Origin of the sequence: Streptosporangium sp. NPDC050284 (assembly GCF_044459525.1) — a bacterium.
In the GTDB taxonomy this organism is placed as follows: Bacteria; Actinomycetota; Actinomycetes; order Streptosporangiales; family Streptosporangiaceae; genus Streptosporangium.
This window is the reverse complement of sequence record NZ_JBITIZ010000001.1, coordinates 950,877-975,607: the sequence shown is the minus strand read 5'-3', so window position 1 is coordinate 975,607 and position 24,731 is coordinate 950,877. Positions and strand designations below refer to the sequence as shown.

21 protein-coding genes are annotated in these 24,731 nt (G+C 71.1%); 12 read left to right on the top strand and 9 right to left on the bottom strand.

The genetic code is table 11. The features are described from left to right. Nucleotide 1 precedes the first annotated feature (1 nt). Genes ACIBH4_RS04150 through ACIBH4_RS04140 form a run of 3 tightly spaced genes read left to right on the top strand, consistent with a single transcriptional unit; the run spans nt 2 to nt 3,241 of the window. Nucleotides 2-1,069 carry a hypothetical protein gene (locus tag ACIBH4_RS04150; protein ID WP_362505874.1) on the top strand — a complete coding sequence of 356 codons (1,068 nt, stop codon included), beginning with the start codon at nt 2-4 and terminating at the stop codon, nt 1,067-1,069. Next, entirely contained in the window at nt 1,069-1,938 is an 870-nt protein-coding gene (locus ACIBH4_RS04145; RefSeq protein WP_362769345.1) for a phytanoyl-CoA dioxygenase family protein, read from the top strand. Before ACIBH4_RS04150 ends, ACIBH4_RS04145 begins: the two co-directional genes overlap by 1 nt. Beyond that, nucleotides 1,925-3,241, top strand: a complete 1,317-nt coding sequence (locus ACIBH4_RS04140; protein WP_362505868.1) for an MFS transporter — start codon at nt 1,925-1,927, stop codon at nt 3,239-3,241. The genes ACIBH4_RS04145 and ACIBH4_RS04140 overlap by 14 nt, the downstream gene beginning before the upstream one ends. A gap of 10 nt (nt 3,242-3,251) precedes the next feature. On the opposite strand, the gene ACIBH4_RS04135 is transcribed toward ACIBH4_RS04140, so the two are convergent. Next, the gene (locus ACIBH4_RS04135) at nt 3,252-4,463 is read right to left on the bottom strand and encodes an ROK family transcriptional regulator (protein ID WP_362505865.1); all 1,212 of its coding nucleotides are present in this window, start codon (nt 4,461-4,463) and stop codon (nt 3,252-3,254) included. 147 nt (nt 4,464-4,610) lie between these two features. Here ACIBH4_RS04135 and zwf point away from each other — a divergent pair, with 147 nt between their 5' ends. From zwf to ACIBH4_RS04100, 7 genes are all read left to right on the top strand, one after another. Then, entirely contained in the window at nt 4,611-6,086 is a 1,476-nt protein-coding gene (gene zwf, locus ACIBH4_RS04130; protein ID WP_362505862.1) for a glucose-6-phosphate dehydrogenase, read from the top strand. A gap of 74 nt (nt 6,087-6,160) precedes the next feature. After that, nucleotides 6,161-8,056, top strand: a complete 1,896-nt coding sequence (gene edd / locus ACIBH4_RS04125; protein WP_362769342.1) for a phosphogluconate dehydratase — start codon at nt 6,161-6,163, stop codon at nt 8,054-8,056. A gap of 43 nt (nt 8,057-8,099) precedes the next feature. Further along, the gene (locus tag ACIBH4_RS04120) at nt 8,100-9,056 is read left to right on the top strand and encodes a glucokinase (RefSeq protein ID WP_362505856.1); all 957 of its coding nucleotides are present in this window, start codon (nt 8,100-8,102) and stop codon (nt 9,054-9,056) included. Continuing rightward, nucleotides 9,053-9,664: a bifunctional 4-hydroxy-2-oxoglutarate aldolase/2-dehydro-3-deoxy-phosphogluconate aldolase gene (eda, locus tag ACIBH4_RS04115; protein WP_362505853.1), complete on the top strand. Its 612-nt coding sequence runs from the start codon at nt 9,053-9,055 to the stop codon at nt 9,662-9,664. Before ACIBH4_RS04120 ends, eda begins: the two co-directional genes overlap by 4 nt. Nucleotides 9,665-9,779: 115 nt before the next feature. Then, nucleotides 9,780-11,003 carry a TIGR03118 family protein gene (locus ACIBH4_RS04110; protein ID WP_362769339.1) on the top strand — a complete coding sequence of 408 codons (1,224 nt, stop codon included), beginning with the start codon at nt 9,780-9,782 and terminating at the stop codon, nt 11,001-11,003. 380 nt (nt 11,004-11,383) lie between these two features. Further along, nucleotides 11,384-12,040, top strand: a complete 657-nt coding sequence (locus ACIBH4_RS04105; RefSeq protein ID WP_362505847.1) for an AAA family ATPase — start codon at nt 11,384-11,386, stop codon at nt 12,038-12,040. A 67-nt stretch (nt 12,041-12,107) separates the two neighbouring features. Further along, nucleotides 12,108-12,434, top strand: coding sequence for a cupin (locus ACIBH4_RS04100; protein ID WP_362505844.1), 327 nt, complete (start codon nt 12,108-12,110; stop codon nt 12,432-12,434). 40 nt (nt 12,435-12,474) lie between these two features. On the opposite strand, the gene ACIBH4_RS04095 is transcribed toward ACIBH4_RS04100, so the two are convergent. The 3 genes from ACIBH4_RS04095 to ACIBH4_RS04085 form a co-directional block, all read right to left on the bottom strand. Beyond that, on the bottom strand, nt 12,475-13,176 hold the full coding sequence (locus ACIBH4_RS04095) for an NAD-dependent deacylase (RefSeq protein ID WP_362505841.1): 702 nt from the start codon (nt 13,174-13,176) through the stop codon (nt 12,475-12,477). Between the two features lie 11 nt (nt 13,177-13,187). Beyond that, entirely contained in the window at nt 13,188-13,718 is a 531-nt protein-coding gene (locus ACIBH4_RS04090) for a hemerythrin domain-containing protein (RefSeq protein WP_362505838.1), read from the bottom strand. Nucleotides 13,719-13,811: 93 nt separating this feature from the next. Beyond that, nucleotides 13,812-14,264 (bottom strand): Lrp/AsnC family transcriptional regulator, encoded by a 453-nt coding sequence (locus ACIBH4_RS04085; protein ID WP_362505835.1) that lies wholly within the window; start codon nt 14,262-14,264, stop codon nt 13,812-13,814. Nucleotides 14,265-14,376: 112 nt separating this feature from the next. On the opposite strand from ACIBH4_RS04085, the gene ACIBH4_RS04080 reads away from it, so the two are divergent. Beyond that, on the top strand, nt 14,377-17,865 hold the full coding sequence (locus ACIBH4_RS04080) for an indolepyruvate ferredoxin oxidoreductase family protein (RefSeq protein WP_362505832.1): 3,489 nt from the start codon (nt 14,377-14,379) through the stop codon (nt 17,863-17,865). Nucleotides 17,866-17,868: 3 nt separating this feature from the next. Here the strand turns inward: ACIBH4_RS04080 and ACIBH4_RS04075 are convergent, their stop codons facing one another. Together ACIBH4_RS04075 and ACIBH4_RS04070 are read right to left on the bottom strand one after the other, a co-directional pair. After that, complete coding sequence (locus ACIBH4_RS04075; RefSeq protein ID WP_362769335.1) at nt 17,869-18,909, bottom strand: carbohydrate kinase family protein; 1,041 nt, start codon at nt 18,907-18,909, stop codon at nt 17,869-17,871. Further along, a complete protein-coding gene (locus ACIBH4_RS04070) occupies nt 18,906-19,976 on the bottom strand; it encodes a LacI family DNA-binding transcriptional regulator (RefSeq protein ID WP_362505826.1) in 1,071 nt (356 codons plus the stop codon). The genes ACIBH4_RS04075 and ACIBH4_RS04070 overlap by 4 nt, the downstream gene beginning before the upstream one ends. A gap of 294 nt (nt 19,977-20,270) precedes the next feature. Between ACIBH4_RS04070 and ACIBH4_RS04065 the strand changes: the two genes are divergently transcribed. After that, a complete protein-coding gene (locus tag ACIBH4_RS04065) occupies nt 20,271-21,560 on the top strand; it encodes an ATP-binding cassette domain-containing protein (RefSeq protein ID WP_362770295.1) in 1,290 nt (429 codons plus the stop codon). Between the two features lie 54 nt (nt 21,561-21,614). Here the strand turns inward: ACIBH4_RS04065 and ACIBH4_RS04060 are convergent, their stop codons facing one another. From ACIBH4_RS04060 to ACIBH4_RS04050, 3 genes are all read right to left on the bottom strand, one after another. Next, nucleotides 21,615-22,337 carry a hypothetical protein gene (locus ACIBH4_RS04060; RefSeq protein ID WP_362505820.1) on the bottom strand — a complete coding sequence of 241 codons (723 nt, stop codon included), beginning with the start codon at nt 22,335-22,337 and terminating at the stop codon, nt 21,615-21,617. Nucleotides 22,338-22,566: 229 nt separating this feature from the next. Then, the gene (locus ACIBH4_RS04055; RefSeq protein WP_362505817.1) at nt 22,567-23,205 is read right to left on the bottom strand and encodes an amino acid-binding protein; all 639 of its coding nucleotides are present in this window, start codon (nt 23,203-23,205) and stop codon (nt 22,567-22,569) included. Between the two features lie 94 nt (nt 23,206-23,299). After that, nucleotides 23,300-24,574 carry a right-handed parallel beta-helix repeat-containing protein gene (locus ACIBH4_RS04050; protein WP_362505814.1) on the bottom strand — a complete coding sequence of 425 codons (1,275 nt, stop codon included), beginning with the start codon at nt 24,572-24,574 and terminating at the stop codon, nt 23,300-23,302. Between the last annotated feature and the right edge of the window lie 157 nt (nt 24,575-24,731).

Here is a 24,731-nt window from a genome sequence, read left to right as displayed (position 1 = left end):
CATGCGAGAACAGATCCCCCCCATGCGCGAGTCCCTCGACGAGTGGACGGCGCGCATGATGAGCTGGCACTTCAGTGAGGAGAGCGGCTCACCGTTCTGGCTGGCGCGCAGGAGCCGCCTGCCCTTCGACCCGATCCGCGACGTCACCGACTACGCCTCCCTGCGCCTGTTCGGCCTGTTCGACAAGACCGATCTGCGGGGGGTGAGCGCGCGCGACCTCGTGCCCAGGGGCTTCGCGGGGCGGCCGTTCCGCGTCGTGGAGACCGGCGGGACGTCCGGGCCGCCGTACCGGGTCGTCGATGTGACCCGTGCCGTCTACGACGTGAAGATGTACCGCGTCATGCTGGAGGCCCGCGGCCTGCTCGGCGGCGACATCCTGGCCATGACCCCCAGCGGCCCGCACGCCTACGGGCACTTCGTCAAGCTGCTCGGCGACAGCTGGGGGGCGGCGGTCTTCTCCGTGGACTTCGACCCGCGCTGGGTGAAGCACCTGCTTCGCGCCTCCTTCGGCGACGGCGCCGACGCCTACGTCGAGCACCTCGTCGCGCAGACGGCGGACCTCCTGCGGGAGGAGCGGGTCAGCCTGCTCTTCACGACCGCCAAACTGCTCCTGTCGCTCGCCCCCGCGCTGGACAAGCCTCTCGCGGAGTACGGCGTCCGCGCCGTGTGCACCGGTGGCACCTCCTGCTCCCCCGAGGAGGCGCGCTATCTGCGCGAGGAGTATCTGGACGGGGTCCAGTGGATCGACACCTACGGCAACACCCTCGTCGGACATGCCCTCCAGGGTGACGCCATCTCCCCCGACGAGCCGCACAGCTACCATCTGCCGCCGCCCTTCGCGGTCATGCACGTCGTCCGGCCCGACGACGTGTGGCAGGAGGTCGCCGCCGGCGAGCGGGGCCGGATCAGGGCGGTGACCCTCCTGGAGGACCTCTTCCTGCCCAACCTGCTGGAACGGGACAGCGCCGTCTCCGCCCCGCCGCATCCCTGGTTTCCGTGGCCGGGGGTCGCGCGAGTGGGGCCCTACGAGGCGGAGGACGCCGACCAGATCACCGAGGGGGTCTACTGATGCCAGGAGACAGGCGAGCCGTCTCCTCCAACGGCGTGCCCATCCCGTTCACCGACGAGTTGTTCGCCCCGCTTGCCGACAGCAGCGCGCTGCTCGGCGATCCCGAGGCGCTCAGGCGGCGGTTCCACGACGACGGACTGTTGCTGCTGCGGGGGTTCCTCGACCGCGAGGCGGTTCTCTCCCTGCGGGGGGCGTACCTGTCGGCGTTTCCCGAAGGTCTGCTCAGGCCGGGGACCACCCCCGAGGAGGGCGTCTTCTCCGGTCGCCCGCCGGAGGGGCTGCCCTCCCACGGGGTGAGGGACCACCCCGCCTACGACTTCGTGCGTACGGAGCGGTTCACCTCGTTCGCCCGGCAGCCGGCCCTGACGGAGCTCGCCTCGACCCTGCTCGGCGGCCCCGTCCGGCTGCTGCCCCGGGGCATCCTGCGCCACTTCTACGCGGGCTCGCTCCGGGCCTCCCGCGCCCACACCGATCACGCGTACATGTCCCAGGGCAGCGACCGCGTCCTGACGATGTGGATACCCGTCGGCGACTGCCCGATGGAGACCGGGGGCCTGGTCTACCTGGAGGGCTCGCACCGGGAGTCCGCGGAGCGGTTCGATCCGGCGCGGCTCAGAACCGATCGGGCCCACGACTCCCGGCCGATCAGCCACGACCTCCAGATGACGGCCCGCGTCGTCGACCGGCGATGGTTGTGGAGCGACTACGAGGCGGGCGACCTGACCGTGCACAACCCGTACGTGGTGCACGCCTCCCTCGACACCGTGACCGACGTCATGCGTGTCTCGGCCGACGTGCGGTTCATCCGCGAGGAGGACGAAGTGGACCCCAGGTGGATGAAGGAGTGGGCCGGCGATGACGGCGCCTGAGAACATGACCGAACCCGCGTCAGGAGGACGGCCTCCCAAGGATCCGCCCGGGGTGGACTCGCCCGCCGGTGAGCCGCCGGGGACGCCTCCCGAAGCGGTGATGTCGCGGGCCGCGGGCCTGACCCGCCTCGCCGCGATGTCGGCGTTCCTGATCGTGGGGATCTCCTACGCCAGCTTTCTGATCAGGGTCCCCTCGCTGAAGGTGGAGCACGATCTCTCCGCCGGGCAGCTCGGCCTCCTGCTCGTCGTCCCCTCCGTCTCCGCCCTGGTCGCCATGCAGCTCGCGGGTGGCCTGGTGGCCCGGTACGGCAGCGCGCCGATCGCCCGGGTGACCGGGGTGGCGCTGCCGCTCTCCCTGGTCGGCCTCGCGCTGGCCTCCGATCCGATCCAGCTCGCCGTCGCACTGGTGATCTTCGGTCTGATCGACGGGCTTCTCGACGTCTCCATGAACGCCCACGCCATCGCGGTCGAGCGCGCTCACAAACGGTCCGTCATGAACCGCTGCCACGCCGCCTGGAGCATCGGCGCGATGATCGCCTCCGTGCTGGGCGGCCTCGCCATCCAGGCCGGTCTCACTCCCATGTCGCACTTCTTGTGGCTGGGCGTGGCCGTGGCCCTGTTCTCGCTGGTCACCGGGATGTGGATGCTGCCGGCCTCGGCCGACCGGCACGCGCCCCAGGAGGGCGAGAAGAAGGTCCGGGTGAAGTGGCGGGACGGGTGGACCCCTCGGGTGCTGATGTTCGGCGCGATGGGCGCCGTCATCCTGATCCTGGAGGGCGCGGTCGGTAACTGGAGCGGCGTCTTCCTCCTGGAGGATCGCGGCGCCACCCTCGCCGTCGCCTCGCTGGGATACACGTTCTTCAACCTGTGCCAGACCGCCGGCCGCCTCGTCGGTGACCGCCTCCACGAGCGGTACGGCGCGCCCGCCCTGGTCAGGGTGAGCGGTGGCATCGCCCTCTGCGGCCTGCTGATGGTCGTGCTCAGTCCCGGGATCGTCGTCGCGATCGCGGGTTTCGCGGTGGTGGGGATCGGCCTCTCGGTCCTGCTCCCCCTCATCTTCAGCGCGGTGGGGCACGGCGGCGCGGAGGGCCTCGGGGCGGCCGCGGCACTGGCCAGGTTCACCACGCTGACCTATTCGGGACTGCTGCTGGGCCCCGTCCTGGTCGGCTGGTTCGCCGAGTTCGTGGGCCTGGCCGTGACCTTCGCCGGGTTGCTCGTCCTGCTGGCGCTGGTGGTCCTCAATGCCAGGTCCACGGGCACGGCGGATCGCGCGGATCGCAAGGAGCCGGCGCGGGAGGCGTAGGAGGAGCGGCTCAGACGAGGGAGCGGACCGAGCGGACCGAGCGCAGCGGCTGCCAGCCGGCGGAGTCGACGGCCTCGGGCGACAGGATGTGGTCCAGGACCATGTGGGCGCAGCCGATGATCCCGGCGCTCGGGCCGAGTCGGCTGCGCTCTATCCGCAGGTTGCGGGTGGCCAGCGCCGTCGAGCGGCGGTAGATGACCTCGCGGACCCCCGAGACCATCGGCTGGAAAGTCTCCGCGACGTCTCCGCCGAGGACGACCACCGAGGGGTTGAGCAGGTTGACCGCGCTGGCGACGACCTCGCCGAGCATTCTGGCGGCGTTGCGGACCACGGTCATGGTCTCCGCGTCCCCTGCCCTGACCAGGCTCACCACGTCGGCGAGGCTCGTGACCTCGTGCCCCCTGGCACGGAGCTGACGCAGGATCGCGGTGCCGCTGGCGACGGAGTCGACGCAGTCGATGTTGCCGCAGCGGCAGAGGACGCCCCCGCCGTCGCGGACCGGGATGTGCCCGATCTCCCCCGCGGCGCCCAGCGCCCCCCGCAGGATCTCGCCCCCGGCGATCACTCCGGAGCCGATCCTGGTGGAGACCTTGATGAACAGCAGGTCGTCGGCCTCGCCCGCGTAGATCTCGCGGTGCTCGCCGATCGCGATGACGTTCACGTCGTTGTCGAGGAAGACCGGGGCGGGGAAGCTCTCGGCGATGATCGGCGGGATGGCCACACCGGTCCAGCTGGCCATGATCCGGGCGCTCTCGGTGCGGCCGGCCGCGAACTCCACCGTGGCGGGGACCCCCAGGCCGACGCCCCGGACCAGGGAGACGGGGCGGTCGCCGAGCAGCTCGCTCCAGCTCCGCATGACCAGGGGCAGGACGACGTCCGGCCCCTCCTCCACGTCCACCGAGAGGGCGGTGTCGGCCAGCACCTTGCCCGCGAGGTCGCAGACGGCGACCTGTGCGCGGCTCGCGCCGAGGGAGCCGACCAGGACGACCCCGCCTGAGGCGTTGAAGACCAGGCGGGTGGGCGGGCGGCCTCCGGTGGAGGGGCCCTCACTGTCCTCCACGACGAGGCGCCGCTCCAGCAGCTCGGTGACGCGCAGGGACACGGCGGGTCTGGACAGGCCGGTGACACGCCCTATGTCCGCTCGGGTGGCGGCCTCGCCCGAGCGGATGAGGCGCAACACCTCACCGCTGGTGGCCAGCGCGGCGGCGGGACGTCGAGGCATCCGCCAAGTGAATCACACCCACTTAGGAAATGAAAACTTCATACTTTCTCATCTCAAATTACAAAACTCCGCTTGTGTAGAGCGCAAGATCTAGCTAGTGTCCGATCTATCCCCAAATTCGATAGATCATCACGGAGAGTTCCCCCGATGTCCGAGACCCCGCAACCCGCCGACCTCATCGTCTTCGGCGGCACCGGCGACCTCTCCATGCGGAAACTCCTCCCGGCGCTCTACCACTCCGACCGGGACGGGCGTCTCGCCCCCGAGACCCGCGTGATCGCGATGTCCCGCGGCGGGCTCGACGACGCCGACTTCCGCGGCAAGGTGGACGCCGCGATGCGCGGCTCGGTGCCGCAGGACGACCTCGACACCTGGCGGCGCTTCCTCGGCCGCCTGCACCACGTCACCATCGACATCAGCGGCCAGGACCCCACCGGGTGGACGAGACTCGCCCGGACGCTCGACGGGCACGAGCACCGCGACCGGGTGTTCTACCTGGCCAGCCCGCCCATGACATTCGGCCCGTTCTGCCGCGAGGCGCACCGCGCCGGCCTGGTCACCCCCGCCTCGCGGGTGGTGCTGGAGAAGCCGCTCGGACGCGACCTGCGCAGCGCGATGCGGATCAACGACGAGGTCGGCGCCATCTTCGACGAGCGGCAGATCTACCGTATCGACCACTACCTGGGCAAGGAGACGGTCCAGAACCTCCTCGTGCTCCGGTTCGCCAACGCGTTCCTGGAGCCGATCTGGAACTCCCTGTGGATCGACCACGTCCAGATCACCGTCGCCGAGACCGTCGGCACCCCCGGCCGTCGCGGCTACTACGACCACGCCGGCGCGCTGCGCGACATGGTGCAGAACCACCTGCTCCAACTGCTCTGCCTGGTGGCGATGGAGCCGCCGTCGCGCAACGACCGCGAGTCGATCCGCGACGAGAAGGTCAAGGTCCTCCAGGCTCTGCGGGCCATCACCGGCGGCGAGGTGGACCGTTTCACCGTGCGCGGCCAGTACACGGCGGGCGAGTCCGGCGGCGTCCCGGTGCCCGGCTACCTCGACGAGCCCGACAACACCGCGCCCACCGACGACTCCCGCCGGGTGGAGACCTTCGCCGCGATCCGCGCCGAGGTGAAGAACTGGCGCTGGGCAGGGGTGCCGTTCTACCTGCGTACGGGCAAGCGCATGCCGCAGCGCTGCTCGGAGATCGTGGTGCAGTTCAAGGACGTGCCCCACTCGATCTTCCCCGGTAGCACGCCGAACCGGCTGGTGCTGCGGCTGCAGCCGAGCGAGGGCATCCAGCTGAACATCATGGCCAAGGAGCCCGGCGCGGGCGAGGTGGCGCTCAAGCCCGTCCCGCTGAGCCTCAGTTTCGCCGAGACCTTCACCGGCCGGGTGCCCGAGGCCTACGAGCGGTTGCTCATGGACGTCCTCGCCGGCAACCCGACCCTGTTCATGCGGCGCGACGAGGTCGAGGCCGCCTGGCGGTGGATCGACCCGATCCTCGACGAGTGGGAGTCGCGGGGAACCCCGCCCGAGCCGTACCCGGCGGGCAGCGCGGGACCCGCCGCGGCCCACGAGCTCGTCGGCCGCAGCGGCCGCGTCTGGCACGAGGAGGGGGCGGAGTGAGCGCGCGAGCCGACCGCCCTGACCGAAGCGACCACCCCGGCAACGATGACGCCGACCACGATCGAGGAGTCCGGATGCACCCCGTGATCCAGGAGGTGACCGACCGTCTGGTCGAGCGCAGCCGCCCCAGCCGCACCGCCTACCTGAACAGGCTGCGCGCCGAGGCCGAGGCGGCCCGCCTGCGCGGCCCCGCCAGGGCGAGCCTGGGCTGCGCGAACCTCGCGCACGGCTTCGCCGCCGTGGGCGAGAGCGACAAGCGGGACCTGCGCGCCAACGTCAAGCCCGGCGTGGCGATCGTGTCGAGCTACAACGACATGCTGTCGGCGCACCAGCCCTACGAGACCTACCCGGCGATCCTCAAGGCGGCCGTCAGGAAGGCCGGCGGCGTCGCGCAGTTCGCCGGGGGCGTGCCCGCGATGTGCGACGGCGTCACGCAGGGCCGGGCGGGTATGGAGCTTTCGCTCTACAGCCGCGAGGTCATCGCGATGGCCACCGCGATCGCGCTCTCGCACGACATGTTCGACGCCTCCCTCATGCTCGGCGTCTGCGACAAGATCGTTCCCGGCCTGCTGATCGGGGCGCTGCACTTCGGCCACCTGCCCGCGGTGTTCGTCCCCGCCGGTCCGATGACCTCCGGTCTGCCCAACAAGATCAAGGCCCGCACCCGGCAGCTGTTCGCCGAGGGCAAGGTCGGCAAGGGCGAGCTGCTCGACGCCGAGGCGAAGTCGTACCACTCCCCCGGCACCTGCACCTTCTACGGCACCGCCAACTCCAACCAGGTCATGATCGAGGTCATGGGTCTGCACCTGCCGGGGTCGACGTTCGTCAACCCGCGTACCGAGCTGCGCGAGGCCCTGACGAAGGCCGCGGGCAGGCGGGCGGTCGAGCTGACCGCGCACGGCTCCGAGTACACCCCCGTCGGCGAGGTCGTCGACGAGAAGGCGATCGTCAACGCCTGCGTGGCACTGCTCGCGACCGGCGGCTCGACCAACCACACCATGCACATCGTCGCCATCGCCGCGGCGGCCGGCATCGAACTCCTGTGGGACGACCTGGCCGCGCTGTCGAAGGCGGTGCCGCTGCTGACCCGCATGTACCCCAACGGTCACGCGGACGTGAACCACTTCCAGGCCGCGGGCGGCATGCAGGTGCTCATCGGCGACCTGCTGGACGCCGGGCTGCTCCACCGCGACGTGCTCACGATCGCCGGGCGCGGGCTGGACCACTACCGCTCGGCCGCCGAACTCAAGGAGGGCGAGCTGGTCTGGCAGGAGCGCACCGAGGGCAGCACCGACCTCGACGTGCTGCGCCCGGTCTCCGAGGCGTTCTCCGCAGACGGCGGCATCCACATGCTCGACGGCAACCTGGGCCGCGCGGTCAGCAAGGTCTCCGCCGTCAAGGACGAGCACCTCGTCATCGAGGCCCCGGCCAAGGTCTTCGACGACCAGCTTGAACTGCTGCGCGCCTTCGACGCGGGCGAGCTGGACGGGCAGGACTTCGTGGCGGTCATCCGCTACCAGGGACCGAGCGCGAACGGCATGCCGGAGCTGCACAAGCTCACCCCGCCGATGGCGGTGCTGCTGGACAGGGGGCAGCGGGTGGCGATCGTCACCGACGGCCGCATGTCCGGCGCGTCCGGCAAGGTCCCCGCGGCCATCCACCTGTCGCCGGAGGCCGCCGACGGAGGCCCCATCGCGCTGGTGCGCGACGGCGACCCCATCCGCCTCGACGCCGCCGCGGGCACCCTGGAGCTGCTGGTCGGCGCCGAGGAACTGGCCGCCAGGCCCCTTCAGGGCGCGCCGCTCACCGACGCCCAGTGGGTGGGCACCGGCCGCGAGCTGTTCGGCGCCTTCCGCCGCACGGCGGGCCCCGCGGAGCGCGGCGCGGGCGTCTTCGCCCTGAACGGCCACGCCGAGGCCGTCGCGAACGGCACCCGCCCGGCGACCGCCCAGAGCGGAATCCGGGCGTGAGCGTGCACATCGTCTCCTTCGCACGGTCCGCGAAGGAGATCTCGTGAGCCTTCCCTGGCTCGTCGCCGACATCGGCGGCACCAACGCCCGGTTCGGGCTGGTCACCGAGCCCGGTGGACAGCCCGAGGCGGTGGCCGTGCTCGCGGGCGCGGAACACGATGGCCTTCCCGAAGCCGTAGCCGCCTATATCGCAGATCATGCGGGCGGAGTTCAGCCGGGAGCCGCGTGCGTCGCGATCGCGGGGCCCGTGGAGGGCGACCGCTATCGGCTCACCAACTCCGGGTGGACCGGGTCGGTACGCGACCTGGGCATCCCGAACACCTGGCTGCTCAACGACTTCGAGGCCCTGGCCGCGTCCCTGCCGTACCTGCGGGGCGACGACCTGGTCTCCCTGGGCGGCCCCGAGCCCTCGCGCGGCGTCAAGGCCGTACTCGGGCCGGGGACGGGTCTCGGCGTGGGCGGTCTGGTGCCCGCGGCCGAGGGCTGGGTGCCGATCCCCGGGGAGGGCGGGCACGTCACGGCGCCCGTCCTCGACAGGCGGGACCACGAGATCGTCCGGGCACTGCGCGCGGACGGCCTGGAGCACGTGGTGGCCGAGCACCTGCTGTCCGGGCCGGGGTTGTCGCGCCTGCACCGGGCCCTCGCGCTCGTCCACGGAACGGACGCGCCGACACTGTCCGCCTCCGACATCGTGGCCCGGATGGACGATTCGCTGTGCGCGGAGACCGTCGAGGTCTTCTGCGCCATGCTCGGCACCTTCGCCGGGAACGTCGCTCTCACCCTCGGCGCGCGGGGCGGCGTCTACCTGGGCGGCGGCGTGCTGCCGCGTATCGTGGACCGGGTCCGCTCCAGCGACTTCCGCCGTCGCTTCGAGGCCACCCCGACCCTGAACGACTACCTTTCCGACATCGCCACGGTGCTGATCGTGGCCCCTCAGCCCGCTCTCACCGGCGCGGCGGCCTGGCTGAGCCGGCGCCTGTCCAACCTGGAGTTCGTATGAGTCTGCTCGACATCGCCCCGGTCGTCCCGGTCGTCGTGATCGACGATCCGGAGACCGCGGTCCCCCTGGCCCGCGCCCTGGTCGCGGGTGGCCTGCCGGTCATCGAGGTGACCCTCCGCACCGCCGCCGCCCTGGACGCCATCACGCGCATCGCCGCCGAGGTCCCGGAGGCGGTGATCGGCGCGGGCACCATCCGCACCCCGGCCGACGTGGCGGCCTCCGTCGCGGCCGGCGCCAAGTTCCTGGTCAGCCCGGGGACCACCCCGGGGCTGGTCGACGCGATGGAGGTGAGCGGGGTGCCGTTCCTGCCCGGCGTGGCGACCGCCTCCGAGGTCATGGCGCTCGCCGACCGCGGGGTGACCGAGATGAAGTTCTTCCCCGCCGAGGCCGCCGGCGGCCTGCCGTACCTGAAGGCGCTCGGCGGCCCGTTGCCGCAGGTCAAATTCTGTCCGACGGGCGGCATCAAGCTCGCGACGGCCCCCGACTACCTCGCGCTGCCGAACGTCGGCTGCGTGGGCGGGACCTGGCTCACCCCGGCCGACGCGCTCGCCGGCGGCGACTACTCGCGCATCGAGAAACTGGCCGCCGAAGCGGCCGCCCTCCGCTGACTCCGCCGCCCCCGCGACTCCTCCCGGGTGCCGGCCCTGGAGAAGCGGACTGAACCGCGCACGGACCCCACGCGTATCTCGCGGCGAAAGGCACTCCCTCACAGAGGAGCCATGAATGCGAGTACGCACCGTCACGATCTGCGCCACGGTCCTGGTCATGGGCGTCGCCGGTACGGCGTCCGCCGGGACCCATCAGACGCGGGCCGGAGCGAAACAGGCCGGGTCCGCGAGCGGTCCCGAGAAAGCCGGTCAACAGAGCCTGCGAAACCATTTCGCGGTCACCAACCTGGTCTCGGACGTCAGCGGGCGGGCCGCGGTCACCGACCCCGCGCTGGTCAACCCGTGGGGACTGGCGATGGGCAAGACCCTCTGGGTCTCGGCCACGGGCACCGGCATGGCCACCGTCTACTCCGGCGGCGCGGGCACCGTGAAGCAGGAGAAGACCCAGGTCCGCGTCCCCGGCGGCAGGCCCACCGGGCAGGTCGTCAACATGGGCGAGGAGTTCGTCGTGAAGGGTCCCGGTGGTTCCGGGCCGGCCACGTTCATCTTCGCCAGCCCCAGCGGGGCGATCACCGGCTGGAACGCCGAGGCCGACCCCGACGACGCGATCATCAGCGCGTTCGTCAAGGGCGCCGACTTCAAGGGCCTCGCCCTCGCCGAGACGAACCGGGGGCCGATGCTGCTCGCCGCCGACTTCGCCCGCAACCGGATCCACGTCTTCAACGGCGACTTCGACCGGATCTCGATGGGCCGCCGCGCGTTCCAGGACCCCGGCCTGCCGGAGAACTACGCGCCGTTCAACGTGGAGGTCGTGGGCAACTCCGTCCTCGTCGCGTACGCCAAGCGCGACCCCGAGACCGGCAAGTCCGTGGCCGGGCAGGGCAAGGGGTTCGTCAGCCAGTTCAACGGCTCCGGCCGCTTCCTCGGCCGCTTCGTCGCGCGCGGAGCCCTCAACGCTCCCTGGGCGATGACGCTGGCCCCGAAGAACTTCGGCAAACTCTCCGGTGCCCTGCTGGTCGGCAACTTCGGCGACGGCCGCATCAACGCCTACAATCCGCGCAACGGCCGCCCGCTCGGCCCGCTGCGCTCCTCCGACGGCAGGGCCATCACCCTGAGCGGCCTGTGGGACCTGGAGCCCGGCACCGAAACCGTTGGCGGCACGAACTCCCTGTGGTTCAGCGCGGGCAGCGACGGCGGCACGCACGGCCTGCTCGGCCTGATCAGGCCCGGTGGAGCGGCCACCTCGACGACCTCCCCCACGGGCGGCTCCTCCCCCACGCCCTCCTCGCACCCGAGTTCCCACAACTCCGGCTCCAACAACTCCGGTTACAACTACTGACGGACCATCGACGGGCGTCAGGGCCCAGGGCTTTCCCGGCGGCGCCGGCACCCCCGCACCAGCGGACCGCGAGGCCGAGCCGGCCCGCACGGATCGCGGGAGGGGTGTCGGCGCCGCGGCGCGTCCGGAAGAGTCACCTCTCCATGAACGCGAGATCGCCCGGTTTCCTTTAACCTTGAACGAACGAGGGGAGTACTTCCCAAGGACCGGTCCGGTCAGTACGGACGCCCTGTGGCGTCCCCGGACGGTCGCCCGCGTGACGCGGGTGAAGGAGACCTCGAATGGCCGAGCGCATTCGAGGAGCGAGCATGCCCCCTGACAGTCCCCTCCCCCTCCGGGCACCGTCCCACCGGCGTCTTTCCTGGAACGCGAGAGGCGGCATGAGAGAAGTCCCCCACACCAGCGAGGTGCACGTGATGGCCACCACACCGGCCAGCGGGCCCTCCGCCGAGGATCTGCGCTATCCGGCCGGATCGCTGGTGCTCCTCGCGGGGCTCCCGGGCGCGGGCAAGAGCACCCTGCTCGACCGTCTGTACGGGCTGCGCGGCGACGAGAGGGAGCCGGTGCGCGCCGGTGACACCCTCGTCATCGACTCGCGCCAGTCCCGCAACTGGTGGGCCCCCTACCTTGGCCCGATCCCGCAAAGAGCCCGCATCCCACTCGTGCACACCACCCACGCGGTGCGGATCGCCCGCGCCATGTGGAAGGGGCACGCCGTCGTCGCGCACACCCGCGGCACATGGCCGCACATCCTGTACGGGTTCGCCTGGCTGGCCCGCCGGGTCGGCAACGAGGTCCACCTGATCCTGCTCGACGTGGAGCCGAGGCTCGCCCGCGAGGGGCAGCTCTCGCGCGGCCGGGTCGTCACGAGCGCGACCTTCGCCCGGCACTGCCGCCGCTGGCGGGTGCTCGTCGAGCGTGCCCGCGGCGGCTCGCTCCCCCCTGCGGCGAGCGTCACGATCCTCGACCGTCCCGCCGCGGACCTGCTCAGGACCATCCGCTTCGACGAGCGGCCCTCCGCGCGGCGGAACGGATGACTTTACCTTCGCCTGGCTCTGCGCCTCGTCCGGCCAGGGCAGGTACACAGCGACCGGAAGGAAACCGATGACCGACGTACTGGCTCTCGCCCAGGAGCATCTCAGCCTCGCCAGAGCGAGCGCGCACGGCCGCAGCGCCCACACCTACCTCAACGAGGGCACCCTGCGCCAGGCTCTCATCGCGCTGACCGCCGGGACGGCCCTCGGTGACCACGAGGCCCCGCCGGCCGGGAGCCTGCACGTCCTGATGGGGCGGGTACGGCTCGTCGACGGCGAGCAGACCGTCGAGCTCGGCGAGGGCCACACCGCTCCGATCCCGCAGCGGCGGCACTCGCTGGAGGCCGACGAGGAGTCGGTGGTCATCCTCACCAGCGTCGTCAACATCGGCGGCTGAGGGCGTTCACGCCCACCCCCCTCAGGTGGGCACAGCTCTCTCAGATGAGGGACGAGCACAGGCGCGGGACGGCGACCCCGATGGGGTCGTGGATCACCTCGTCGGCCAGGTGGTCGTACGGGGTCGGCTCGGCGTTGACGACGACCAGCCGGGCACCCGCGCGCACCGCCACCTCCACCAGGGAGGCCGCGGGCTGCACCCGCAGCGAGGTGCCGACGGCGAGGAACACCTCGCACTCCTCGGCCGCCTCGACCGCGCGGGTGAGGACGACCGGGTCGAGGGACTGGCCGAACATCACGGTGGCCGTCTTGACGATGCCTCCGCACTCGTGACAGGCGGGGTCGCTCTCGCCCGCGTCGATCCGGTCGATCGCCTCGCGCGTGGTGGAGCGGACACCGCAGGCGGTGCACAGGGCGCCGAACATGTTGCCGTGCAGTTCCAGCACCCGCTCGGGCGGTGACCCGGCCCGCTGGTGCAGGCCGTCGACGTTCTGCGTGACGAGCCACGCGTCCGGCAGGGCGGCCAGGGCACGATGCGCCGCGTTCGGCTCGGCCTCCCACGCGGGGTTGTCGCGGCGCATCAGCCACGAGCGCCGCCGGATCTCGGGATCGGCCATGTAGTAGTCGTAGGTGACGAGCTTCTCGTGGTCGGGGTCCCTGCGCCACATGCCGTTCGGCCCCCGGTAGTCGGGGATCCCCGACTCGGTCGAGATCCCCGCACCCGTCAGCACCGTCACCCTCATGCCCAGTGATCCTAGCCAGCCGAAGGTTCGTCCTCGTCGTCGATCAGCAGGAAGTCGGGCCGGTTCTCGCGCCACTCGGGCACGTCCATCGAGTTGAGCACGGAGATGAGCTTCTTCTCCTCGTAGATGAAGTGCGTCTGCATGATCGCCGACAGCGCCCCCACCTCCTCGCGCACCTTGGAGGCCGTGACCGGGTCGGGTCTTTCCGGGAGGGACTCAAGGAGTTTCCGCAGATTCCCCAGCAGCCAGTCCAGCTGGTTGTGGTCCGCCCGCAGCTCGGAGAGCACCTTGCGCAGCTCGGGGAACTCCTCGGCGATCACCGGGAACGCGCCCCTGTCCTCACCGGTGTGGTGGCGCGTCAACGCGGTGCAGAAGGAGAGACAGTGGGCACGCAGGTCCCGTGGCGGGAGCCCCTTGCCGTCGAAGTAGTCGTCGACGCTGTCCTGGAGGTCCTCCAGCATCTCGCGGAGCCAGATGTGCACTTCGAGCAACTGTGTGCCCATGGCGGTGAGGCGGTCGCCCGCTCCTGAACGTGCGTTCACACTCCTCCTTATTCGATGGGGTGATTCCCCGGTGTTCTCGAAGTCCCGGGGAGCGCGGCGAATTCCGGTGTGGTCCTGACGGCGTCCGGAAGCTCAGAGGGGCAGGATGCCGCCGGGCTTGAGGGCTTTCATGGCGATCTGGGAGGTGAGCTTGTCGAGACCGGGCAGGCGGCCGAGCTTCTCCAGGCACAGCTGGCTGTAGGCGTCCATGTCGGGCACCGCCACCCGCAGCACGTAGTCGGGGCGGCCGAACATGCGCAGGCACTCCACCACGTCGTCGATCTCCATCACGGCGGCCTCGAAGGCGGTGACCGTCTCGGCGTCCTGGCCCTCCAGCTCGACGTAGGCGACGACCTGGAAGCCTCGCCCCACGGCCACCGGGTCGATCACGGCACGGTAGCCGGTGATCACTCCGGTCTCCTCCAGGTTGCGGACCCGGCGCAGGCACGGCGAGGGGGTGAGCCGCACCCGTTCGGCCAGCTCCAGGTTGCTCAACCGCCCCTCCGCCTGCAGGAGACCGAGAATTGCGCGATCCGTCACATCCATGACATCGGATGCTAACGGGAGGTCCCCTCTCTGGAAAGTTTGACATCGAATTTTGTTCTACCTGGCATAACCTTGCGGCACCGCAGGAGCGCCGACGACGGGACGACAAACCATGACGATCTTCGCAGACGCCCGTGAGATCTCCCCCGACGACCGCTACCTGCTCGACGAGAGCCAGGTCTTCATGACCGGCACCCAGGCCCTGGTGCGGGTCGTCCTCGACCAGATGCGCGCCGACAGGGCCGTGGGCCTGCGTACCGGCGCGATGGTGTCCGGCTACCCCGGCTCCCCGCTCGGCGGCTTCGACCAGGAACTGGCCCGCTCCCGCCGGCACGCCGAACCGCTCGGCGTCGTGCACCGCCCAGGACAGAACGAGGAACTCGGTGCCACCGCCGTCTGGGGCAGCCAGCTCGTGCCCGCGCTTCCCCGCCCGCGCACCTCCGGCGTGCTGGGCGTCTGGTACGGCAAGGCACCCGGCGTCGACCGCGCGGCCGACGCGTTCCGGCACGGCAACTTCGTCGGCGCCCACCCCGAGGGCGGCCTGATCGCGCTCTGCGGCGACGACCCCACCTGCAAGTCCTCCACCCTCCCCTCGGCGACCGAGGGCACGCTCGCCACGCTGGGCATGCCGATCGTTCACCCCGGCAGCGTCCAGGAGCTGCTCGACCTGGGACGCCACGCGATCGCGGCGTCCCGGGCCAGCGGCCTGTGGGTCGCGGTGAAGGCCGTCTCCAACGTCGTGGACGCCACCGGCACCGTGGACGTCGGGCGTGACCGGGTCGTCCCGGTCACGCCCGTCGTCGAGTACGAGGGCAGGCCGTACCGGCACATGCCCGACGCCACCCTGCTCACCCCGTGGTCGCTGGAGATGGAGCGCACGCTCGTCGGCCCCCGCCTCGACCTGGCCCGCGCCTACGCCCGCGAGAACGGGCTCAACCGCGTCACCGCCGACCCCCGCGACGCCTGGCTGGGCATCGTCGCCTCGGGAACCGCCTACCACGACGTCCGCGAGGGCTTCCGCAAGCTCGGCGTCACGCCGGAGGAGGCCGGTGTCCGTCTCCTGAAGATCGGCATGCTCTGGCCGCTGGACCCCGAGGTCGTCCGGACCTTCGCCCGGGGGCTGTCGGAGATCCTCGTCGTGGAGGAGAAGGCCCCGCTGCTGGAGACCTCGATCAAGGACGTCCTGTACGGGACCGCCGACGCCCCGCGCGTGCTGGGCAAGCTCGACGAGAACGGCGCGCGGCTCATTCCCCCGCACGGTGCGGTCGACGCCGACCTGGCCGCCAAGGCCATCGCCTTCCGGCTGCGCCGCAGAGGGCTGACCGACCTCGGCGAGCGGGTGGCGAAGGGGCTCTCCGTCATCTCGCGCCCGGCACCGCTCACACTGCTCGCGCCCAAGCGCACCCCCTTCTTCTGCTCGGGCTGCCCGCACAACCGTTCCACCGCCGTCCCCGACGGCGCGCCCGTCGGCGCCGGAATCGGCTGCCACACGATGGTGGTGCTCAACCGCGAGGGCAAGGGCACGCTCACCGGCCTGACCCAGATGGGCGGCGAGGGGGCGCAGTGGATCGGCCAGGCGCCGTTCACCGACACCCCGCACATCTTCCAGAACCTCGGCGACGGCACCTTCCACCACAGCGGCTCGCTCGCGGTGAGGGCCGCGGTCGGAGCGGGCGTGAACATCACCTACAAGCTGCTCTACAACAGCGCGGTCGCGATGACCGGCGGCCAGACGATCACCCCGGCCCTGTCGGTGCCCGACCTGACCCGCTGGCTGGAGGCCGAGGGGGTGCGCAGGGTCGTCGTCACCACCGACGAGCCGGAACGCTACCGGGGGGTCAGGCTCGCGGGCATCGCCGAGGTCCGCGACAGGACGGCGCTGGAGGACGCCCAGCGCGAGCTGGCCGCGGTCCCCGGCGTGACCGTCCTCGTCCACGACCAGCAGTGCGCGGCCGAGAAGCGGCGACTGCGCAAGAAGGGCGACCTGCCCGACCCCGTCAGGCGGGTCGCGATCAACCAGCGCGTCTGCGAGGGCTGCGGCGACTGCGGGCAGAAGTCCGAGTGCCTGTCCGTGCTGCCGGTGGAGACCGAGTTCGGCCGCAAGACCGAGATCCACCAGTCGTCCTGCAACAAGGACTACTCGTGCGTGGAGGGCGACTGCCCGTCCTTCCTGACCGTCCTGCCCGCCACGAAGAAGGCCGCCTCCCGCAGGCGCGCACCGGTGCCCGCGCCGCCGGACATGCCCCTCCCCGAGGCGCGCACCGGCGATGCCTCGATCAGGCTGGTCGGCATCGGCGGCACCGGCGTGGTGTCGGTCGCGCAGATCCTCGGCACCGCCGCGATGCTCGACGGCAGGCGCTCGCGGGGACTCGACCAGACCGGCCTCGCCCAGAAGGGCGGCACGGTCGTCTCCGACATCCTCATCTTCGACGGTGACGGCGAGCGTTCGGCGCGGGGCGGGGCGGCCAGCGTGGACGCCTACCTGGCGCTGGACCTGATCGGCGCCACCGACCCCGCCCACCTGGCCGCCGCCGACCGTGACCGTACCGTGGCGGTGGTCTCCACCAGCCTGGTGCCGACCGGTTCGATGGTGCTCGACCCGTCCACCCACCTGACCGACCCCCGCTCGCCGATCGCCGCGCTGGAGTCGCGGACCCGGCGCGAGCTGAACGTCTACCTCGACGCCGAGGAGCTGGCCCAGGCGCTGTTCGACGACCACATGCCGGCCAACACGATCATCGTCGGGGCCGCCTGGCAGCGCGGGCTCATCCCGCTCGGCCTGGAGTCGGTCGAGCGGGCCATCCGCGCGGGCGGAGGCAGGGCCGCCGAGCGGACCGTCGCCGCCTTCCACTGGGGCCGCGCGGTGGTCGCCGCCCCCGAGGCCGTGGCGGCGGTGACCCGCCCCGCCGTCCCCGCCGCGCCGCTCCCCGACCGGTCGGCGGCACACCTGATCGACGCGGTCGCCGAACCCGGCGGCGAGCTGCACCGGATCCTCACCGTCCGGGTCCCCGACCTCGCCGCGTACCAGAACGCGCGCTACGCCGCCGGGTACGTCGACGCCGTCCGCGCGGTCCTCGCCAGGGAGCGCGAGGTCTCCCCGGGCAGCACCGCCGTCACCGAGGCCTACGCCAGGCAGCTGCACCGGCTGATGGCGTACAAGGACGAGTACGAGGTGGCGCGCCTGCACCTCGACCCGGCCGAGCGGGCGCGGATCGCCGCCGAGTTCGGAGAAGGCGCGAGGGTCTCCTACAACCTGCATCCGCCGTTCCTGCGCGCCCTGGGCATGAGGCGCAAGCTCCGCCTCGGCCCCTGGTTCGACCCGGCCTTCCGCCTGCTGTACGGCATGCGCGTGCTGCGCGGTACCCGCCTGGACCCGTTCGGCCTGGGCGGGGTGCGCGCGACGGAGCGGGAGCTCGTCGCCGAGTACACCCGCGACGTGCACCGGGCGCTGGACCACCTGCGCCCGGCGACCGAAGAGCGGGTCCGCGAGCTCGCGGAGCTGCCCGCCATGGTGAGGGGGTACGAGCACGTGAAGCTGCGCAACGTGGCCGCCTACCGCGAGCGCGTGACCGCGCTCCTCGACGACCTGCGCGAGGGCTGAACGTCAGGTCTTCGGGACGACTCCCGCGCCGCCGGCGGGGAGCGACTCCCCTCCGAGCCGCTCGTGCGGCCTCACGGGGTCGAGTGCCCCCGCGCGGCCGAGGAGGTCCGGCTCGGTGATGGGGTTCTCGTGGGTGCCCTCCGACGTGCAGGCATGGGCTCCGGCGACGGCGCCGAGGGGGACGGAGTCGTCGAGGGAACGGCCGGAGAGCAGCCCGTACAGGACTCCCGAGACGAACGCGTCCCCGGCGCCGTTGCTGTCGGCCACCGGGCCCGGCAGGGGGGCGGCGGGGAAGGCGCGCAGGCCGGCCGCGTCCAGGACGTGGCAGCCCTCGGCGCCCTCCGTGCAGACCACGGCCCTCGCCCTGCCGCGCGCCAGGATGTCGCGCATGACCTCGTCGCGGCGCGGGCCGAGTGCGGCGGCCGACAGGAAGACCAGGTCGGAGGAGTAGGCGAAGTCCCTGTGGTGGTCGTTCTCGCCGTCCCAGTCGTGCAGGTCGGTGGAGACCGACCCTGCGCCCAGGACGATCCCCGCCACCGGTCCGGCTCCGCCGACCGGCTCGGGACCGGTGCGCGGGTCGGACCCGTTGCGCAGGTCGGGGTAGACGTGCCGGGAGAAGTCGGTGATCGACACGTGGACGTGCCGGGCCGCGCGGACCGCGTCCAGGTAGAGCTCCCTGGGCAGTCTCTCGCCCGCCGCGGCGCGCGGGTCGAACAGCGAGGTGCGCCGCCCGTCCGGGCCGACGAGCAGGACGCTGCGCCGGGTCCCCTGCGGGGCGAGCGCCCAGCCGGTGTCCACCCCCTTCTCCTCGAAGTGGGCCCGGACGAACCTGCCCTGCGGGTCGTCGCCGATCAGGTCGACCAGCTTCACCCTCAGCCCGAGCGCGTGACAGCCGAGGGCGACACCGCTGCCGGTGTTGCCGATCCGGTCGATCACCGGGGGGACCGGGTAGGTGTCGGCGTACGGCAGGGGGAGCGAGGGCACGTAGGCGGTGGTGTCGACACCGGTACCGCCGATGACGACGACGTCGTGGCCGGTGTTCAACGTGTTCCTTTGACCAGGGGGCCCGAGCCGGTCGAGCGGCGGACGACGAGTTCGGGCTGGAACATCAGCTCGACGTGTTTGGCGCGGACTCCGTTGATCTCCTCCAGGAGGGTCGCCACCGCCGCCGAGGCCATCGCGCCGATGGGCTTGCGCACGGTGGTGAGCGGCGGGTCGGTGAACGCGATCAACGGCGAGTCGTCGAACCCCACCACCGACACCTCCCCCGGCACCGACAACCCCCGATCCCGGCAGGCCCTGATCGCACCCAACGCCATCAGGTCGGAGGCGCACACGATCCCCGTACACCCCCGCGCCAGCAACTGCGCCGCGGCCGCCTGCCCACCCTCCACCGAGAACAACGAATGCGAGATCCACTCGTCGACCTCCGTCACCCCCAGCAACTGCGCCATCGCCTGCCGGTACCCCTCGATCTTCCTGATCACCGGCACGAACCGGCGCGGGCCGACGGCCAGGCCGATGCGCTCGTGCCCGAGGTCGGCCAGATGCTGCACGGCCAGCCGGGCCGCGGCCCGGTCGTCCGGGGAGATGAACGGGGCCTCGATCCGCTCGCTGTAGCCGTCGAGCAGGACGATCGGCAGTCCGCGTTCGATCAGGCGACTGTAACGGTCCATCTTCGCCGTGGTGTCGGCGTGCAGCCCGGAGACGAAGACGATGCCGCTCACCCCGCGGTCCATCAGGAGTTCGGTGAACTCGTCCTCGGGGGCTCCTCCGGGCAGCTGGGTGCAGAGCACCGGGGTGTAGCCGTGCTGGGTGAGCGCCTTCTCGATGGCCTGGGCGAAGGCGGGGAAGATCGGGTTGTCCAGCTCGGGGGTGACCAGGCCGATCAGCCCGTTGCTGCGCTGGCGCAGCCGCTGCGGGCGCTCGTACCCCATCAGGTCCAGAGCCGTCAGTACCGCCTGCCTGGTCGACTGCGAGACGCTGGGTTTGCCGTTGAGCACCCGGCTGACGGTGGCCTCGCTCACCCCGGCCTGCGCGGCGATGTCGGCCAGTCGTATCGTCGTCCCGTCGGAGCGGGAACGCGAGTTCCGAGGGAGCTCATCCTCCATCAGGCAGTCACCCCACCATGCGGCTGAACCGGGCGCGAGCCGATCGGCGTCCGGCGCCCTCTATGAAATTCGTTTCTGCAATTTTTCGCAAACTGTAACATTTCAACCCTCGTCTGGCGCTCTGGTCAGGACTCCCTGTCACCGCTGGTCGTCACATCGGGGAGCGGAGAAGTAACTAACAGATGAGCGATTTCTAACGACATCTATGGACACGCGGGTAAGTGTCGCGATGTACTACCTCATCAATCACACAGCTGGGATCCGGGCGGGGGCGCCCGGGAGGAACGAGCGCGCATGAGTACCGTCGTCCTCGACAACGTGAGCAAGGTATACCCGGGCGGGTACCTCGCGATCGACCGCATGAGCCTGCGGGCCGAGAACGGGGAGTTTCTCGTGCTGCTGGGCCCTTCGGGCTGCGGTAAATCCACCCTGCTCCGGATGATCGCGGGCCTGGAGGAGGTCACCGAGGGGGACCTGTGGCTGGGCGGCACGCTCGCCAACGATCTCGCTCCCCGCGACCGCGACGTGGCGATGGTGTTCCAGAACGGCGCGCTCTACCCGCACCGGACAGTACGCGGCAACCTCTCCTTCCCCTTGGAGATAGCCAAGGCCGACCCCTCACTGGTCAAGGAGCGGGTGACGGAGCTGTCCAAGGCGTTGCACATCGACGAGACCCTGGAGCGGCGCCCTGGAACGCTCTCCGGTGGCCAGCGCCAGCGCGTGGCGATGGGTCGCGCGATCGTCCGCCAGCCCTCCCTCTTCCTGATGGACGAGCCGCTCTCCAACCTGGACACGGGCATGCGCACCGAGCTCCGGATGGAGATCTCGTCGCTGGTCCGCTCCCTCGGAGTGACCACGATCTACGTGACGCACGACCAGGTCGAGGCCCTCACCCTGGCCGACCGGATCGCCATCATGAACCGCGGCGTCCTGCAGGACGTCGGCACCCCCGGGCAGGTCTACAACGACCCGGCGACCGCCTTCACCGCGGCCTTCCTCAGCTCCCAGCAGATCAACCTGCTCGCGGCCACCGTCCGCACCCCGCAGAACCAGTTCATCCTGCTGGACTTCGGCCCGCACCAGATCATGATCCCCTGGACCGATCCCAGGGCGTACGTCATCTCACAGCACGTGGGCCGCCAGATCATCGTCGGCCTGCGTCCCGACTGCCTGGCCCCGGTCCCCGACAGCTTCGAGGGGCCGACCTTCCTCGGCCGCGTCCGCGCCCTGGAGTACCACGGCCACGAGTGGCTCGCCTACGTCGAGAGCGGGCTCACCTCCGTGACCGTCCCCGAGCCTCCCGACCCCCGGCAGAAGGTGAACGGCATGGGCGTCCCCCTCGTCGGCGGGCGGGTCCGTTCGATGTTGCGGAGGCTGATGCCCAGTGCCATGTTCGACGAGGACGAGCCCCAGCCGGAGCAGGAGCAGGAGCGCTCCGGCGGCCACCGCCGGGCCGACCTCATCGTCCGCCTGGGCTCCCGCCCGGTCTGGCGGGCAGGGGAGTCCGCCAGGGTGGGGGTCGACGTCACCCGCCTGATGCTCTTCACCATGGACGGCGCCCGCATCGACCCGCCGCAACGGTGAGACGACACCGCCCCGGCACCGTCGTGGCGGCGGTCGTACGGGCGGCGGCGCCGGTCAGACCGTCCTGATCGTCTCGCCGATCCGGTCGAACAGTGCCTGCTCGCCCTCGGCGTCGGTGCTGAGCGTGACGATGCAGGTCTTGTCCTCGGCGGGTACGTAGTACTGGGTGCCCCGGATGTGGACGCCGTTGGTCTCGAACGAGTAGACGAGCCGTGCGGCCTCCTTGGAGCCGATCGGCACCTTCCTCGCCTCGAGGACCTTGGCGCCGAGCTGTTCGAGCTGGGCTCTGGTCTCCTTGATCAGCTGTTCCGTCGGGATCCGCCGTCCGGCCTGGCAGAAGGCGTTGAGGTTGGTGGGGAATCCTTTCGCGGAGGGCTCGGCCGAGCCGCCCGAGGCCCAGAGGCCTTTGTTCTCGACCAGGGTCTGCAGGCTCTCCTTGGCCTGCTCCAGCATGGGCCCCGACAGGCCGCTGTTCCTCAGTCCTTTGTCGAGGTCGTCCTTGGCCAGGTCGAGCGCGACCCAGTCCTTGGGGACCGCGACGACGACGCCGTTGGCGGGCCCCCCGATCAGCTTGAACCCCTCGGGCACGGGTGCGGGGCTCCGCGTGGAGGTGGCACCGGGGGTCGCGCCCTGCCCGGGACCGGGGCTTCGCACCGTCCCCAGGCCCCGCGCGGGGGCGGCGTCCACGGCGACCGGCCCCCCGCCCCCGCAGGCCGTACTCACCCACAGGCAGAGCCCGAGCAGGCTCGTCGTCACGACGTGATGGCGCTTAGGCATCAGGCTGCCCTCCTCCCGGACCCGCGAGGGCCCGGTACCGATACGACCTGCGGCGTCTGTCGGGGGGAGAGCTGATGCGGATGTGGGCGACGGCCATCGCCTCGCCGGGGGAACCGGCCCGCGGCGGGCGGGACCGGGCACGACGGGCGGGAATGCACGGTCATGGGAGTGGCATCAGGCCACTCCTCGTCTTCCTACCCCATAACCGACATATCGGAAACGCTGGCACTCAAGAAGCACGTCCCATGATGGAGACGATCTCCAGGACCCGCATGGCACGGTCCAGCTCCGCGCGGTGGAAGGGCGGGCCGTCGGTCCTGGCCAGGATCAGGTGCCGGCTCGTCCCCGGCACCGGAAGGCTCATCAGCTGGTGCCGCCCCGAGCCGAGGACGGCGGGCCTCAGCGTGGCGAGATCGGCCACCTTGACACCGACGAGACCGCTCCCCTCGTCGAAGGCCTCAGGTGCCTGCCAGCTGCGCTGGAGGAGCTCTCCGCTCTCCAGCGATATGATCACCGCCCACTCGGCGCTCACCAGGTCGGGCACGGCGTCCACGAGGGTGGCGAAGGCCCTGCCCGGATCGGCGGCGACATGCTTCAGCAGGTCGTAGTCGGGGGCGGCGCCGGGAATCTCCCGGGTGGGCCAGACACCCTCGACGCGCATCCCGGGGACGCCGGAGAGGCGGTCCCTCACCGTCTCCGCATCCACGGTGCCGGGCCAGGAGACGGTGAAGTCGTCCATCGCCCGGCCGAGCTCACGTTCCAGCACCGTCACCTGGAGAATGTCCGCGCCCAGCGTGCCGAGCACCCGGGCCGCCTGCCCCAGGGCGCCTGGCCTGTCGGGGAAGGAAACGCGTAGCCGCAACATCATGCCGATCACCTCACTCTGCGCACCAGACTGTCCTAGCCAGGTTTCACGGAGGTTCCGGGGAGATGTCCAAAATAAGACCTGAAATGGGTATAAGTCAGGACTGATAGGCCCCGGCGGCGGGGGACGCGGACAGCGCGGCGCCGGAGAGGTCACGGGCGAGACCCGTGCCTCCGTACCAGGCGGGGCCGAGCTTGACACCGCGGCCGAGCGCCGGGGAACCGGGGCGCAGGCGCAGGTCCGTCCGGCTCCTGAAACGGGGATCGGCCATGATCGACCGGGGGCCGAGCTTGAACTTGCGAGAGCGGCCCTTGTAGACGCCTGCGTCCTCGTCGGCCCCCTTGCCGTCCTCGAAGCCCACCTCGCCGCCGACCACGATGATGTTGTTGCGCAGCTTCAGGATTCCCGGGGAGCAGCCGTCGTGACAGGCCCAGCCGAGGGTTTTGCGTGCGGGCAGGTAGACCGAGTTGTGCACCGCGACGGTGCCCTTCACCGGCCCGACCACGTGGCGGGCGCCTCGGGTGACGAGGAAGGCGGCCCTGCGCGAGGAGGTGACCACGTTGTGGGCGAAGACGTTGTCCGCGGCGGTTTTGCCCTTTCGCGCGCCGAGCTCGACGAAGGTCTCGTTGTTCCTGGCGATGTTGTGGGTGACCCGGTTGCGGTTGCCGTTGAACACCTCGACGGCGGCGCCGTCGTTGCCGTAGTCCTTGCTGGCGGCATAACTGCCGGTGATCACGTTTTCCGTGACGAGGTTGTCGTCGCCGTTGAGCAGCACGCCGAACGCGCCGGAGTCGTCGTCGCCGCCCTCGGTGTTGACGCTCATGCGGTTGTTCTCGCTCAGCAGGCTGTTCTTGACGACGTTGTACCTGCCCATGAAGTGGACCCCGGTGATGTTGCGTTCGGCGATCACGCGGTCGAGCTCGTTGCGGTTGCCGCTGACCTCGAAACCGGCCCACCGGCAGTTGACGGCCCGCACCCCCACGACCCGCACGTAGGAGCCCGTGATCACCACGCAGTCCTCGTCCCTGCCGCTGATCTTCGGGGCCGTGCCCCTGCCGTAGGGCTCGACCACGATGGGGGCGGCGGCGGTGCCCCGGCCGGACAGCGTGAGCACTCCCGGCCAGCTGCCGCCGCGCTTGAGGCGCACGGTGTCACCGGCGCCCAGGGTGGCGGCGTTCACGTTGTCCAGGCTGCGCCAGGCCGTCGCGGCCGAGGTCCCGGCGGCGGAGTCGTCACCGGATCTGGAATCGACGTAGTAGACGGTGCCCGCCGTGGCCACCGTGGCTCCGGCGGCCCCCGGCACGGCGACAAGCATGCTTCCCACCATGAGAGCCCCCGCCACGGGAGCGGCCCACGGCCTCGTCGAGTTCATTTCTGGTACGCTCCATCGCCTTCACCGCCGGTACGTCAGCGCAGATCTTCGCACACCCGGAGTTCGCTCAGCGGTCCGAGTGACGGACCCACAGCCGACCGTTATCTACTCCTCACTCCGATGACTCGGCAAGTTCGCCGCGGCGGGCTCGGAAGGC